Here is a 14930-nt window from a genome sequence, read left to right as displayed (position 1 = left end):
TTCTCTATGAAAACAATTTATCTTTTTACAGCATTCCTTTTTTTCACATACGCTGTGCAGGCACAGGAAATAAAACCGGAAGCTACGGAGGACTGGTCCACGCAACCGCCGCAGGTAACACCCGGTAAAAATGCAGGCCCCCCTTCCGATGCCATCGTGTTGTTTGCAGGGGAAAAAGACCTGGGCAAATGGGAGCACGCCGACAGCAGCGCGGTAAAATGGACCGTAAAAGGAAACGAACTAACGGTAACGCCTAAAGCCAAAGATATCCGTACCAAACAGGCCTTCGGCAATATACAACTGCACATAGAATGGAAAACACCTGATCCCCGGGAAGATCGTGGTAATAGTCGTGGTAACAGCGGGGTACTGTTCATGGGACTATATGAACTGCAGATATACGAGAACTATCAATATCTTCATAAAATCTATTACAACGGGCAGGCAGGCAGTATCTATAAACAATACGCGCCGCTGGTAAATGCCTGTTTGCCGCCGCAAACCTGGCAAACATTTGATGTGGTATTTGAAGCCCCGGTATTCAACACCGACCGGTCGATGAAAACACCGGCGTATATCACGGTATTTCATAACGGGGTATTGATACAATATCATGTAGCTATCAAAGGACCAATGGTATATGCCGGTTACCCGGAGTATCAATATCATGAAAATAAATTACCGCTGGTATTACAGGAACATAATAGCCGCGTGAGCTTCCGCAATATCTGGTTAAGGGAATTCTAAAAATCATCCATATGAAAAAAATATTTTACCTGCTACTTATTATATGCTCCGCTGCAGGCGCAATGGCGCAGCAAGTATATCCCTCGCGGTTAACGGTGGCTAAAGATGGCAGCGGAGACTATAGTACCATCCAGGAAGCGGTGAATGCCGTCAGGGCTTATTCTCCCGTACCACTTACTATTACTATTAAAAACGGGGTGTATCCCGAAAAGCTGGTCGTTCCTTCATGGGTTACAAACATCACCTTCATCGGTGAAAGCCGTGATAGCACTATTATCACCAATGATGATTATTCCGGTAAGCTGGTGGGAGATAAGAAGTTAAGTACTTTCAACTCCTACACCGTATGGGTGCAGGGCAATGATGTGAAAATAGAAAACCTTACGATCCGGAATACAGCAGGGCGTGTAGGCCAGGCCGTTGCATTGCATGTAGACGGCGATCATTTTGTGATCCGTAACTGTAATCTGCTCGGCAACCAGGATACGCTGCTGACGGCTAACAGCAACAGCTGCCAGTATTATGAGAATTGTCTGATTGAAGGCACCACCGATTTTATTTTTGGCCCGGCTACGGCGTTGTTCCGTAGCTGCGCCATCCGGAGCCTTTCCGATTCCTATATCACGGCCGCTTCTACCACGAAGGAACAGGCATACGGCTATGTATTCCTGGAATGCAACATCACAGCTGGTAAAGAGGCCAGCAAAGTATATCTCGGCAGGCCGTGGCGGGCCTATGCCCGTACCGTTTTTATCCGTTGTGAAATGGGCAGGCATATTTTGCCGGCAGGCTGGCATAACTGGGATAAAAAAGAAAATGAACAAACTGCTTTTTACGCAGAATATAATAACACGGGAGAAGGGGCCATTGTTGCAGGGCGGGTTCCCTGGAGCAAGCAATTGAGCGCCAGGGAGGCCAAAAGATATGTGGCGACTAATATATTGGGAGGGTGGGATCCTGTTAACAAAGAAAAATAACTGGTATGAACATACGAAAGATAAGCATCTTAATGGCCGCAGGCATAGGAATAGCTGTACAGGCTTTTTCGCAGTATTCCTGGACGCGGTTACCTGAAATAGCATCTCCTGTTTTTAAGAAAGATACTTTTAATATCACCCGCTATGGCGCGGTTCCGGATGGTATTACATTGAATACAACGGCGATCAATAACGCGATCACCGCATGCAGCCGGAATGGTGGCGGCGTGGTGCTGGTGCCGGAAGGACTCTGGCTTACCGGGCCTGTGGTCATGAAAAATAATGTGAACCTGCATCTGAAAAGTGCCGCTACGCTATTGTTTACACCGGATAAGAGCCAGTATGCGTTGGTGGAAGGTCTTTATGAAGGCCGTTCCGCCGCCCGTAACCAATCGCCGGTAAGCGGCAGCAACCTGCATGACATCGCCATTACCGGGAAAGGAGTGATTGATGGTAACGGTGATGTATGGCGTGCAGTGGGCAAGGGCCAGCTAACCGAAAGTGAATGGAAAAAGAAAGTAGCGTCGGGTGGTGTACTTGGAAAAAATGGAAATGAATGGTATCCGAGTGAGCAATACAAAGCGGCTAAGGAACAAGGCATGAGCATGCTGCTGGTGCCAGGCAAGCCACTGGAGGAGTATGCCGTGATGAAAGATTTCCTCCGGCCCAATCTTGTAGCGCTGAATAACTGCAAAAGAGTATTGCTGGAGGGCGTAATTTTCCAGAACTCCGCTGCGTGGTGCCTGCATCCTTCTCTTTGCGAAGATCTCACTTTGCGTAACCTGCTGGTTAAAAACCCGGCTTATGCGCAAAATGGGGATGGCGCTGATATTGAGTCGTGCCGCAACTTTTTGATAGAGGGCTGCACATTTGATGTAGGTGATGATGCCATTTGTATCAAATCCGGCAAAGATGAAGAAGGACGCCGGCGGGGCAAGCCAACCGAAAATGGTATTGTGCGTAACAGTATTGTGTATAAAGCCCACGGCGGTTTTGTGATAGGCAGTGAAATGAGTGGCGGCGCCCGGAACATTTTTGTATACAACTGTACTTTTGTGGGAACGGACAAGGGGCTGCGATTCAAATCCACCCGTGGCCGTGGAGGCGTGGTGGAAAAGATCTATGCAAAGAATATATTCATGAAAGATATTGTGGAAGAAGCGGTATTTTTTGACCTGTACTACTTCGTGAAATTTGCTACAGACAGCCAGCGGGATGAACGGCCACAGGTAAATGAAGGTACGCCGGTATTCAGGGACATGGAGTTTGATAACATTGTTTGTAATGGTGCAAAGAAAGCAATTTTTATCCGTGGTTTACCGGAGATGCCGGTGAGGAACATCCGGATCAGCAATAGTGTCTTTAAAACAGCTATCGGAAAAGAATTAACGGATGCCGATAATATTGTGCTTGATAATGTGCGGATGGACACACAAGTGCCGCGGGATACGTCTTTCGCCGTTTGGAGTACTTATCAGAAACAACGTTTGAAGTTTCCATTTATAAAGATTGCATCGCCAACGCCGCCCGCCGGTATGAAGCAGGCAATGGATGTGCCTTATCGCGAAGCAAGCGGTCGCAGTTTATTACTGGATGTATTTTATAGTAAAGAAAAACAGCGTAAACCTGCGGTGTTACTGATCTTTGGCGGTGGCTGGCATTCGGGCGATAAAACCCATAACCATGCAATGGCAGTGGAGCTGGTGAAAAGAGGATACGTAGCGGTATCAGCAGAATACCGTTTGTCCGGGGAAGCGCAATACCCCGCGGCTGTGCAGGATCTGAAGGCGGCTGTACGTTGGATGCGCGCGCATGCCGGTGAGTATGGTATTGATACCAATCACATTGCAGCACTGGGTTGTTCTGCCGGTGGGCAGCTGGCTGCGTTAATGGGCGCCACCAACGGCGCACCAAAGTTTGAAGAGGGCAACATAGCTCATTCCTCCGCTGTTCAGGCGGCCATTGATATCGATGGTATCCTGGCATTCAAACACCCGGAGTCGGCGGAAGCCGGCGCGGCGTCTGAATGGCTGGGCGGCACCTATGAGGAAAAGCCGGAGCTATGGAAGGAGGCATCTGCATTAACCTATGCAGGAAGCAATACGGTTCCCATGCTTTTTATTAACAGCTCCTTTCCCCAGTTTCATGCCGGCAGGAACGACATGATGCGTGTACTGAAAGAACACAAGATCTATTCGGAAGCCCATGAGCTGCCGGATACGCCGCATCCGTTCTGGTTTTTTGATCCCTGGTTTGATAAAACAATGGATTATTCCACTGCATTTCTGCAGAAGGTTTTCAGGTAAAACAGCTACTTTAAAAAATTAAACCCGGTTATTTTATATCACACTCAGCTTCTGCGATATCAGTTCTGTTACCGCATTGATGGCTTTCGGAAAAACCCTGCGCAAATCTATGTCCTGGCTGGTCAGCAATTGTTGCTGCAATGTTTTCATAAAAATATTTTTTGTTTCTGTCGCCAGGTTCACTTTTGTGATACCGTTTTTAACCGCTTCTTTCAGCTGGTCGTCCGGAACACCGGAGCAGCCGTGTAATACAAGAGCAGCGGGTGTGGCGGCGTGGATCTCTTTGAGCAGGCCGATCTGCAGATGCGGAGGTGATTTATAAAAACCATGCGCGGTACCGATGGCGATGGCCAGTGCGTTAACACCGGTTTCTTCTACAAATTGCTTCGCCTGTTCCGGGCTGGTGAAGGCAGCTGTTTGTTCCTGTCCGAGTTTTGCAATATATCCCAGTTCAGCTTCCACATTCACATCATAACCAGCGGCTACCCTTACAACGGCAGTGGTAGTACGAATATTTTCTTCAAAAGATCTTTCACTGGCATCGATCATTACGGAGTCGAAGCCGGCATCCAGGCATTCACGGATCGTGTGTATGTTGCTGCCATGATCAAGATGTACCCATCCGGTTACGCCATACTGACGAAGCGCTACCCTCGCCATGTTAACGGCGGAGTTGATACCCAGGTATTGCAACGTGCTTTCTGATAGTTGCAGTATCAGGCTGCAGTTGGCTGCTTTGGCCGCCATCAGCAAGCCTTTCAGTGTTTCGAAATTATAAAAATTCACAGCCAGCAAAGCGGAGCCCGACTGTGAACATTGCTGTAGTTGTTGTTTCAGGTTCATGCTGGTAGGTAATTAAATTTTTGAATGGCAATAGCGTGGAAGGTGTCAAGACTATGAAAAGCCGTGGTGCCCCCGGGTGCGGTGGTGTTAATGGCGCCGGCCAGGGCGGCGTATTCAGCGCATTGCCGCAACGAACGGTTACGGATATACTGACTGATAAAGCCTGCATTAAAGCTGTCGCCCGCCCCGATACAATCGGCAATGTCTGTTTGTTTAAAGGAAGGCTGGTGGAACAGCGAGTGACCGTCCCACACATAGGCGCCTGCTTCCCCATGCTTAACCGCTACAATATTGGCATAGGCGCTGACCGTTTGCAGGCAGGAAGAAACGCTGTTGCCGCCGGTGAATGCACATAGTTCGGCGATGTTGGGCAGAAAGACATCTACGTGGGGCAATAATGTGGGGAGGTCGATATCCCACTGTTCTGCCGGGTCCCATTGCGGGTCAAGAGAGGTGGTGAGTCCCAGCATTTTTGCCCGGGCAAAAAGCCGGCACAGATCAGGTTTCAGGGCTGGTTGTAAAAATACAGAGCTTACATGCAGGTGCCGGGCGTTTGCGAGCGTGGCATCCGTAATATCTGCCATACTCAGTTCTTCCATAGCGCCGGGGTACGTGATCATGGCTCTTTCCTGCTCATGACTGAAAGCAATGCTGATGCCGGTACCGGCGGTCCGGCTATATACAATCCCGGAAGTATCCACGCCTTTCGAGGATAGTTCCGACAGCACTTTATGGCCGAACATATCATTACCTATTTTACCGGCAAAGGTAACAGCAGCGCCAAGGGTACTAAGATTGCAGGCAAAGATGGCGGCGCTGCTGCCTAGTACGAAGGTCATGTCTTTGGCGAGTATTTCTTTGCCCAGAGCGGGCAATGTGTTAAGCTTGTTGAGTATCAGGTCAACATTCAGTTCTCCGACCACCAATACATCAAACGTTGTGTTGTTCATAACGGTGTTTTTTATCAGGCATTGAGCGGATAGATGGCAACACCTTCCACAACGCGGGTGATGGCGCCGTTTACGGAAGGATTGTCCGGCTGAAGGCCCAGGGATAAAGAAGTAAAGAAGGCCAGCAGTTGCAGGGGCAATATACTGCATACACATAACAGATCTTCCTCCAGCAGCAACTGTTGATCACCTGTGAGCAGAACGGTATCCAGTTCAGGCACTTCGCCGTTAGCCGGCAGTATACCCATTTCCAGCAGTGCCTTGTTACCCTGCTTCATGGAAATGACGAGGTCCTTTTCATAATTTAAAACGTAGCTGTTGTTCGAGAATATATATACGACGAGGGTGTTTTCATCGATAATAGCTTTGGGGCCATGCCGGAAGCCGAGGAAACTGTCGCTTTTGCAAATGACTTTGCCGCCGCTGAGTTCCTGTAGTTTCAGGTGGGCTTCTGTGGCAGTACCGTAAAATGCGCCGTCGCCCAGGAATACTGCCCGGGTAAATTTTTTGCCGGCGATAGTGCGGAGCAGGGCCGTGTAACGGGTGAGCAGCTGCTTCCCATAGGTGCACAGTACTTCCACTTGCTGCCGCATGGCGGCGATGTTATGCAGCCGGGTGATCAGGGCGCCGGTAAGCAGCATGCCGGTATAGCTGCTGGTCATGGCGAGGCTCTTATCATTACATTCCGGTGGCAGCAGGATCATGTGTTGCGGGTGTTGGCTCTGCCAGCCGGCCAGTTGCCCGCTGTGATTGCAGGTAATGATCAGGTGGTAGCAGCGCCGGGAGATGTTGTCTGCCAGTTCCAGTGCAGCGCAGCTTTCGGGGCTGTTGCCGGAGCGTGCAAAGGAAATGATCAGTGGTATCCTGTCGGAATGAAAATAATCGTGCGGGTGCGCTACCAGGTCTGTGGTGGGTATAGCCCTGGTGATAACGCCGGTATGGCGGAAGAAGCTGCCTGTGAGCGAAAGGCCAATAAAAGCACTTGTACCGGCACCGGTAAGAATGATGTTGTCCACTGTATGATAAGCTTCTTCCAGGAACGCCGACAGGGCAGTGGCTTCGCCGGTGAGCCCGTTCATGATCTTTTCCCATATGTAAGGCTGTTGCGCAATTTCCCGGGCAGTATGGAAGGCTCCTTTTTCTTGCAATGCGGAAGATTCCAGTTCAAGTACTGATTGCATAGTTAAGATATAAGTGAGTAATACAATACAAATATATCAAAAGGTAAATTACTTTCAAAACCTTTTTATTATTTAGGTTAACTTGTTTTAAATTTCGTTTGAAAGAGATTGCACAATAATTTGTAACTTAGCTGGCTTGTAATAGTAAAATCTCAAAATAAATAACTGCAAATGGAAGAGAGCCAAAACGGATCAACTGTAAACAGGAGGAAAGAAATACTGCAGAAGCTGTATAAAAATGGGCAGGTGATCATCAGTGAACTAAGCAAAGAATTTAATGTAAGCGAAGTGACCATCCGGAACGACCTGGACCAGCTGGAGCAGAAGAATATGCTGTTACGGGCCAGGGGCGGAGCTATCAAGCTGGAGAATAATGTGGGAGTGGATCAGCGGATCAGTGAAAAGAACAAAATTCATTACGTCGAAAAAGTGGCGATCGGCAAAAGTGCCGCTGCCCTCATCAGTGAAAACGATACCATGATCATTGATTCAGGTACCACTACCGCGGAGATGGTAAAGCATATGCAGTCTTTCAAAAGCCTGAACGTCATTACCAATGCCATGAACATTGTGAACATGCTTTCCGGCTATCCAAATATCAATGTAATCATCCCTGGTGGCTATCTGCGGCAAAATTCCATGTCGCTCGTTGGTCCGCTGGCGGAAAAGAACCTGCGCAGTTTCCATGTAGATAAGGTTTTTCTTGGGGTAGATGGCTTTGATACCCGCAATGGTATTTATACGCCCAATATGGAAGAAGCCTACCTGAATGAAATCATGATAGAAATCGCCAACGAAGTGATTGTACTGGCGGATTCCAGCAAGTTTAACAAAAAGAGCCTGGCATTTATCTGCCCTGTAAATAAGATCCACACCGTAGTTACCGACGCCGGTATTTCCACAGAAGATAAGAAGCGGCTGGAAGACCTGGACGTAAAGGTGATTATAGCATAGCATTCATTTTCCCGCAAGCCGGAAGCCGCAAAGACGATCATAAAACAGTCTTTTTGCGGCTTCTGTCTTTGTATACCCCGATGCCTTCGTTTCCTTTGTTATGCATCTTCAAAATCTTTCTAAAAAAATATTTATTACTTGTTTTCTATTTAAAAAACTTATATTTACTTTGTTTTAAAATGAAAAACAAGGTTTCGAAGGTTAAGGCGCCTTGAAACAACAAATATCCGCGTATGCACAAATCCCGGCTTTGGCTTTTATATACCGCTATCAATACTGTATTTGTAGGAGTATGGGGGGCTTTTATAGAAATACCTGAAAAAGCCGGCTTCCCGGCAACGCTCGGATATATTGTGTGGACGCTGACTATGCTGCCCTGTGCTATCGCAGCGTTGTGGATAGTGAAGTGGCAACTGGAACATACGCCGCGGGATATTTTCCTGGGGTCTATGGTGGGCCTGCTCGGCGCCGGAGGACAACTCATCCTTTTCCAGGCATTGCGGATAGGACCGGCCTATATTTTATTTCCGCTCATTGCCCTTTTCCCGCTGCTCACCATCCTGCTGTCGGTGGTGTTCCTCGGGGAAACCTGCTCCCGCAGGCAATGGCTGGGTATTGGCGTGGCGTTGCTGGCCGCATTTTTCCTGGCCTTTCAGCCAGGGCAGAATAAACAGGCGCAGGGCTACACCTGGCTGATCATGGCCATGCTCGTGTTTGTGATGTGGGCCACCCAGGGCTTTGTGATGAAGTTTGCCAATAGCCGTATGAAAGCAGAAAGTATCTTTTTTTATATGACAGTGTCGTCTTTACTGCTGGTGCCCGCGGCCATTGGCATGACGAACTTCTCCGGCGCCATCAACTGGGGATGGAAAGGGTTTGGGCTGGCTGTTCCCATCCACCTGTTAAATGCCATCGGCGCCCTGATGCTGGTATATGCACTGCGCTACGGCAAAGCGATTATTGTAATACCGCTCACCAGTTTATCATCTGTCATCACAGTCATTCTTTCCCTCATTATTTATGGAGTAGTGCCGGATGCGGTGCTGACAGCAGGTTTGCTGCTGGCAGCGGTGGCGATCTTCATCCTGTCTGAATAAAAATAAATACGATTAGAAACATAACTGTCCGGGCGCTTATAACGCCCGCGACTATACGGAGTATTGATTTTATTTATTGTTCACCAGCAGTGCATAAAAAATAAAAGCACTGGAAAAACCTCACATAATGACCACGCTAACATGGAAAAAATTCCTTATCGCCCCGGCTATGATAGCCCTCTTTGCCGGATCATGCAAAGTTGATCCAAAAATACTGTCTGCAGAAGCATCACTCACCAAAGGCGCCCTGCTGGCAGATACCGTGAAAATTACGGTAAACAAGAATGCTGTGCTGATGACCAGTTCGCTCAAGCTGGGTGTGACCTATATGAAAAATAACCTCGACGCCTGGGGTGACGGCCCCTCCATTACCAGGGGTACCAATTTGCTGAAAGGAGCGGTTGTTTATCACAACCAGCATATATTCGGTTTCGGCGCAGATAACATTGAGCCAAGACCCGGTGTATTTGACTGGGAATCGCTGGACCTCCGCGTAAACATGATGACCGCGATGCAATCAACACCGGTGATCACTCTTGCCACGGCCCCCACCTGGATGGTAGACCCCGACTGGGCGCCGGGAAAATATGAAGACAGCAGCGATACGGATTGGAGCAAAGTGGAATGGGCGCCATTGCCGGAACATGAAAAGGATTTTGCCCACCTGTGCGCATTGGTAGCGAAACGTTATCCCGCGGTAAAAACCTTCCAGGTATGGAATGAGCTGAAAAGTATGTGGGACGAGACGAATAACCGCTGGGATTATGTGCGCTATACCCGGCTGTATAACCTGGTATATGACTCTGTGAAAGCGGCACGCCCGGATGCCATCATCGGTGGTCCGTATATCGGGATAGATTCCTGGCATAGTGCGCCAGGCAACGCCCATAGCGGCATCACAGATCCCACTTACGGAGAACTGGATAAACGTTGCCTGGATGTAGTAACCTATTGGCTGCAGAACAAGCATGGCGGCGACTTCCTCTGCGTAGACGGAGGCGTGGATTCAAAAGACGGGGTTGCCACCAACGTGATCGCCTCTACGAAGAAGTTCAGGGATGCCAGTAACTGGCTGCATTCGCAAACTACACTGCCTATATGGTGGTCGGAAGATTATGTGGGCCTGAACACAGATACCACCATTCAGCCGGCAGCACTGGGTTGTATGCTGATACACCACGCATTGGCCGGCGATGCCGCATCACTGCGCTGGGCGCCTGAACAGCAGGAAGGGGAAGGGAATGTAAGCAACTTTTTCAGCAGTACCCTGGTGCCGAACGGAGGCAAACCATTCAGGAATTATTCGCTGTACAAAAATTTCAACACCTATTTTCCGGCAGGTACTAACTTATGCACCACTACGGTATCAGATGAACAACGGGTGATGGTCATGTCTTCCAAAACAAAGATCCTGCTGATCAATAAAACGGCGGCCATACAAAAAACAAAGATCAACAACACATTAGCAGTAAACCTGAATCCATACGAGGCAAAATATGTTACATTACCGTAACGCCTATATGAAAAAACAGATCAACAGGGAATATCCGGGTATTCCGGGTATTCCCCATCTGGCCTTATTTTCAGCCCGTAGCCCGCTACCATGACTAAAGTATTTTATATCCTGCTGAAAAATAAACTGACATTTTAAAAACAGATGATTATGGATCTCGACAAAGTAAAACCAAAGCCATTAGAAGATGTTTCGTCATCACCGGAACATATCAGATTACAGGACTACCGGCCGAAGTCGATATTTAAAACGCCGGAAACAGCCATTGTAAAAGCTGCTTTCCCGGTGATTGATATGCATACTCACGCATGGCAGCCGGGGCTCGATGTAAGCAAATGGATTGCCCGCATGGACGAGGCAAACATTGAAAAAAGTACTGTTCTTACGTTTGAAACCGGCGCCGGCTTTGATGCCGTTACGAGGCAATATGCAGATTATGCCAGCCGCTTTGATTTGTGGTGCGGGTTCGACTACACCGGTTATGACCAGCCAGGCGACAGCTGGATTGATCATGCGGTAGCAGAACTGGAACGTTGCCACCGGATGGGAGCAAAAGGCGTAGGAGAGCTGGGCGACAAAGGTCTTGGCGAATTTTATTCCCGGCCTGTAGCCGGATACGGCCTGCACCTGGATGATCCGCGCATGAAACCACTCTTCGAAAAGTGCGGCCAGCTGCATATGCCGGTGAATATACACATCGCAGATCCCATGTGGATGTACCTGCCGATGGATGCTACGAACGACGGATTAATGAATGCATACGAGTGGCGCATAGACCACACTCAGCCAGGACTCCTGGACCATCCCACACTGATAAAGACCTTTGAAAACGTAGTCAGGGACAACCCCGGTACCATTTTCATCGCCTGTCATTTTGCCAACTGCACCTATGATCTCAGCATAGTAGGAAAAATGCTGGATCGTTATCCTAACCTGTATGCAGATAATGCCGCGAGGTTTGCAGAAACCGCCACCATTCCGCGTTTTGCCAAAGCATTTTATGAAAAGTACCAGGACCGGCTGCTATTTGGTACCGACCTGGGCTATGATCCTAAAATGAATATGGAGTATGCCGCTAAGTTTTACCGTACTGCTTTCCGGATTATGGAAACAACAGACGATCATTTTTATGAACATGAAATATTCACTTATCACTGGCCTTTATACGGGCTGGGATTAAGTGCCGCTATACTGGAAAAAATTTACCGTTTGAATGCTTTGACGTTAATGCAGTTATGAAGAATCAGCCAGCGATCAACTATTTACAGACTACCTAATACCGTAAGCGTATGTATTTCCAATGTATGAAGAAGGGCCCGGTCAACGGGCCGTCAACCAAAAGACAGCGCAACGACGCTAAAAGAAAATACCTGTATTGTCATGTGTGCCTGATCCTGTTACTGCTTGTTTTCAGCGGACAAAAAAGCGCCGCTGCCAATGCACAACTGCGGCAGGATACGCTGATCCCCGTTTCCGGCCTGATCACGGATGAAAAAGGAAATCCTTTTCCCGGTGTAACCGTATACGTGCCTTCCCTGAAAACGGGTACTGCCAGCGATGCCACGGGGCATTACCAGGTAAAGGCACCCGCAAAAGGGAACCTCGTTTTTAAGGCCATGGGATATGCATCGCAGGAAATGCAGGTGAATAGCCGCAGCAGGATAGCGGTGAAGATGGAAGCTGAAAATGCCAACCTGAATGAAGTAGTGGTAACCGGTTATACTTCGAAACGGTTATCGCAGATCTCCAGCTCTGTAGCCGTAGTTTCCGGGAAACAATTAAATGATGTCACCTCCAATAACGTAGCCAGCCTGTTGCAGGGAAAGGTAGCCGGAGTGGTGGTACAAAACGCCTCCGGTAATCCCAGTGTAGCCGCTAACGTTACCATCCGCGGATCCAGTTCTATCACCGCCGGTTCCGGACCGTTGTACGTGGTAGATGGTATCATTGGCGGTACCGCCAACCCGAACGATATTGCTTCCGTTACCATCCTGAAAGATGCCGCGGCAGCAGGATTGTACGGCGCCAGGGCATCCAACGGCGTAGTCATTATCACCACCAAATCAGGCCAGACCGGTAAAACACAGATCAGCCTGAATTCCAGTGTTGGCTTCAATAAAATGAGCATGGGCAATATGAAGCTCATGAACAGCCAGCAGCTGTATGATTACCAGAAAAGTTATTTTGCTCCCGCCGATTTTGCAAGGGATCGTCCTGCCAGCTTGCTGTCGCAAAACACCGACTGGATGGACCTTGCTTATCGCACAGGGCTTACCCAGAATCACCTGTTATCTGTATCCGGCGGATCTGAAAAAACGCAGTTTTATGTCTCCGGAAATTATTATAAAGAAGATGGTATTATCAGGCATACCAGTAACGAAGTATACAACCTGCGGGCCAACATCACCCATCGCATCAATGAGAAACTGAAGCTAAGCACCAGGATCAACGCAGCTTCCCGCAATTTTGAAAATGAAGCTTCCGGGAATTACGGCGCACTGGTATTGTCGAAAATCAATTTGCCCTGGGATAATCCCTATAACGCAGATGGCTCCATAAAGATGGGGACTGAAGAAGGATGGATAGGCCGGGAACACGACAACTTCCTCCACGGATGGCAATTCAATTATGATAAAGGAAAACAGCTGACCACCTATGCCGATATCAACCTTGATTATTATATCACACCACATCTCACCTTTTCTTCGTATAACCGTTTAAGTTATTCCAACCTGCGCAGTGAACTGTATTATGATGTGCGTTCCAAAGCAGGCAGGGGACTGGGAGAAATGTATAACAACTCCAGCTATGAAAACAGGTTGATCACCTCCAACCGCCTTAATTACCAGCGCACCTTTGGCGAACACGCGCTGAGTGCCATAGCGGTAGCGGAAGGAGAGAAGAACTATTTTGAAAACAACAGCCTGTATGGCAACAAGATCCCGGCAGGATTGCATATCATGGATGCAGCGGCTAACATCCAGAAGTCGCCCTTTGGCCCCGGCAGCAAGTCTGAGAACCGTTTTACAAAAGGACTGGTGCAGGTCGATTATACCTTCCGCGAAAAGTATAATCTCATCGGTGCATACATCAATGAGTCGTCATCCCGCTTTGGAGCCAATCACCGCTCGGCGGGCTTTTACACATTAGGCGGCTCCTGGATACTGAGCAACGAATCGTTTATGAAAGGGCAACGGTTCATTGATCAGCTGAAGATCAGGGCCAGCTATGGCATTACCGGTAATGCGGAAATCGGCGACTACCAATCGTTAGGCATTTATGCATACACCTCGCAGTATGCATCCAACCCGGGTTCTGTGCCATCTGTTTTACAAAATCCTGATCTCACCTGGGAAAAATCAAAGACAACCAACATCGGGCTGGATATAGACCTGTTAAAACGTATATCCCTGACCGTAGATGTATACGATAAAACCACCAGCGCCCTGTTGCTGGATGTACCGGTTCCCTACACCAGCGGGTATGCTTATGTTACCCGCAACGTAGGCTCTGTGCGCAACAGGGGAATAGAGTTTAACCTGAATACTAAAAATATAAATGGCGCCCGCTTTAAATGGAAAACCAGCTTTAACCTTTCCATCAACAGGAACAAGGTGCTGAAGCTAAACAACCATGAAGACATTCCTTATTCATCCCTGCAGTGGATCAGCGAAGGCCGCGATCTGTACAGCTGGCATATGCGCAAATGGGCAGGCGTAGATCCGAAGAACGGCGACCCGCTCTGGGAAGTAGTGAGCACAGACGCCAACGGCAAGCAAACCATTGGTACCACTAATTCATATGACGATGCCACCTTGCAGTACATCGGCAGCGCTTCGCCCGATTTTACCGGTGGTATCAACAACCGTTTTTCCTGGAAAGGAATAACATTGAGCGCCTTTTTCAATTTTGTAAACGGCAACCAGGTATATGAAGAAAACACGAACGATGGCAGCGAGCCCACTTCCAATTCAAGGGTATTGCCTAAAAACCATAACAGGTGGCAGAAAGAGGGGGACATTGCCACAGATCCCAAAGCAGTATACGGCGGCAATAAAAACTCTGACCTGGAATCATCCCGGTTCCTGGAAGATGGCAGCTACCTGCGTTTGCGCAACATCACCCTTTCTTACGATGTGCCGGAGTCTTTCCTGCAAAGGATAAAGGTGAACAATGCAAGGATATTTATCAGTGGCGATAACCTCTGGACGCTGACCCGTTTCTCCGGTATGGACCCTGAAATGGGACTGCGCCCGTATTCGCAGCCGGCAGGAGAAAGCGGTAACAATTTCCAGCAGAACAGCACCAAATATCCGCTGGCGAAGAAAGTCCTGTTTGGTATTAATGTCACCTTTTAAAAAC

The 14930-nt window shown here is 48.5% G+C and carries 11 protein-coding genes; 8 read left to right on the top strand and 3 right to left on the bottom strand.

Translation table 11 applies throughout. From position 1 onward, the window contains the following. Positions 1-6 precede the first annotated feature (6 nt). The 3 genes from QFZ48_RS30360 to QFZ48_RS30350 are packed head-to-tail and all read left to right on the top strand — an operon-like array spanning position 7 to position 4030. Positions 7-747 (top strand): 3-keto-disaccharide hydrolase, encoded by a 741-nt coding sequence (locus tag QFZ48_RS30360; RefSeq protein ID WP_429065188.1) that lies wholly within the window; start codon positions 7-9, stop codon positions 745-747. Positions 748-758: 11 nt separating this feature from the next. Beyond that, on the top strand, positions 759-1724 hold the full coding sequence (locus QFZ48_RS30355; protein WP_429047003.1) for a pectinesterase family protein: 966 nt from the start codon (positions 759-761) through the stop codon (positions 1722-1724). Between the two features lie 5 nt (positions 1725-1729). Then, entirely contained in the window at positions 1730-4030 is a 2301-nt protein-coding gene (locus QFZ48_RS30350) for a glycosyl hydrolase family 28 protein (RefSeq protein WP_429065186.1), read from the top strand. A gap of 33 nt (positions 4031-4063) precedes the next feature. On the opposite strand, the gene QFZ48_RS30345 is transcribed toward QFZ48_RS30350, so the two are convergent. Genes QFZ48_RS30345 through QFZ48_RS30335 form a run of 3 tightly spaced genes read right to left on the bottom strand, consistent with a single transcriptional unit; the run spans position 4064 to position 7004 of the window. Beyond that, on the bottom strand, positions 4064-4873 hold the full coding sequence (locus QFZ48_RS30345) for a class II fructose-bisphosphate aldolase (RefSeq protein WP_370912923.1): 810 nt from the start codon (positions 4871-4873) through the stop codon (positions 4064-4066). Beyond that, on the bottom strand, positions 4870-5823 hold the full coding sequence (locus tag QFZ48_RS30340; protein ID WP_429047005.1) for a carbohydrate kinase family protein: 954 nt from the start codon (positions 5821-5823) through the stop codon (positions 4870-4872). The genes QFZ48_RS30345 and QFZ48_RS30340 overlap by 4 nt, the downstream gene beginning before the upstream one ends. A gap of 14 nt (positions 5824-5837) precedes the next feature. Next, entirely contained in the window at positions 5838-7004 is a 1167-nt protein-coding gene (locus tag QFZ48_RS30335) for an SIS domain-containing protein (RefSeq protein WP_429047007.1), read from the bottom strand. A gap of 171 nt (positions 7005-7175) precedes the next feature. Here QFZ48_RS30335 and agaR point away from each other — a divergent pair, with 171 nt between their 5' ends. From agaR to QFZ48_RS30310, 5 genes are all read left to right on the top strand, one after another. Beyond that, complete coding sequence (agaR, locus tag QFZ48_RS30330) at positions 7176-7958, top strand: transcriptional repressor AgaR (protein ID WP_429065185.1); 783 nt, start codon at positions 7176-7178, stop codon at positions 7956-7958. Positions 7959-8191: 233 nt separating this feature from the next. Continuing rightward, a complete protein-coding gene (locus tag QFZ48_RS30325) occupies positions 8192-9055 on the top strand; it encodes an EamA family transporter (RefSeq protein WP_429065183.1) in 864 nt (287 codons plus the stop codon). Positions 9056-9182: 127 nt separating this feature from the next. Then, positions 9183-10568: a beta-galactosidase gene (locus QFZ48_RS30320; RefSeq protein ID WP_429065181.1), complete on the top strand. Its 1386-nt coding sequence runs from the start codon at positions 9183-9185 to the stop codon at positions 10566-10568. Between the two features lie 150 nt (positions 10569-10718). Then, entirely contained in the window at positions 10719-11807 is a 1089-nt protein-coding gene (locus QFZ48_RS30315) for an amidohydrolase family protein (protein ID WP_429065180.1), read from the top strand. Positions 11808-11872: 65 nt separating this feature from the next. After that, a complete protein-coding gene (locus QFZ48_RS30310) occupies positions 11873-14926 on the top strand; it encodes a SusC/RagA family TonB-linked outer membrane protein (RefSeq protein ID WP_429065179.1) in 3054 nt (1017 codons plus the stop codon). Positions 14927-14930 lie beyond the last annotated feature (4 nt).

The sequence above is a fragment of the Chitinophaga sp. W2I13 genome (assembly GCF_050434005.1).
In the GTDB taxonomy this organism is placed as follows: domain Bacteria; phylum Bacteroidota; class Bacteroidia; order Chitinophagales; family Chitinophagaceae; genus Chitinophaga.
Note: the sequence above shows the minus strand (reverse complement) of the source record. Positions and strands in the feature narration are given on the sequence as shown.

Coding starts and splice junctions, on each gene's coding strand:
- agaR (WP_429065185.1), top strand. CDS start 7,176: ATGGAAGAGAGCCAAAACGGATCAACTGTAAACAGGAGGAAAGAAATA.
- QFZ48_RS30340 (WP_429047005.1), bottom strand. CDS start 5,823: ATGAACAACACAACGTTTGATGTATTGGTGGTCGGAGAACTGAATGTT.
- QFZ48_RS30320 (WP_429065181.1), top strand. CDS start 9,183: ATGACCACGCTAACATGGAAAAAATTCCTTATCGCCCCGGCTATGATA.
- QFZ48_RS30325 (WP_429065183.1), top strand. CDS start 8,192: ATGCACAAATCCCGGCTTTGGCTTTTATATACCGCTATCAATACTGTA.
- QFZ48_RS30315 (WP_429065180.1), top strand. CDS start 10,719: ATGGATCTCGACAAAGTAAAACCAAAGCCATTAGAAGATGTTTCGTCA.
- QFZ48_RS30310 (WP_429065179.1), top strand. CDS start 11,873: ATGAAGAAGGGCCCGGTCAACGGGCCGTCAACCAAAAGACAGCGCAAC.
- QFZ48_RS30345 (WP_370912923.1), bottom strand. CDS start 4,873: ATGAACCTGAAACAACAACTACAGCAATGTTCACAGTCGGGCTCCGCT.
- QFZ48_RS30350 (WP_429065186.1), top strand. CDS start 1,730: ATGAACATACGAAAGATAAGCATCTTAATGGCCGCAGGCATAGGAATA.
- QFZ48_RS30335 (WP_429047007.1), bottom strand. CDS start 7,004: ATGCAATCAGTACTTGAACTGGAATCTTCCGCATTGCAAGAAAAAGGA.
- QFZ48_RS30355 (WP_429047003.1), top strand. CDS start 759: ATGAAAAAAATATTTTACCTGCTACTTATTATATGCTCCGCTGCAGGC.
- QFZ48_RS30360 (WP_429065188.1), top strand. CDS start 7: ATGAAAACAATTTATCTTTTTACAGCATTCCTTTTTTTCACATACGCT.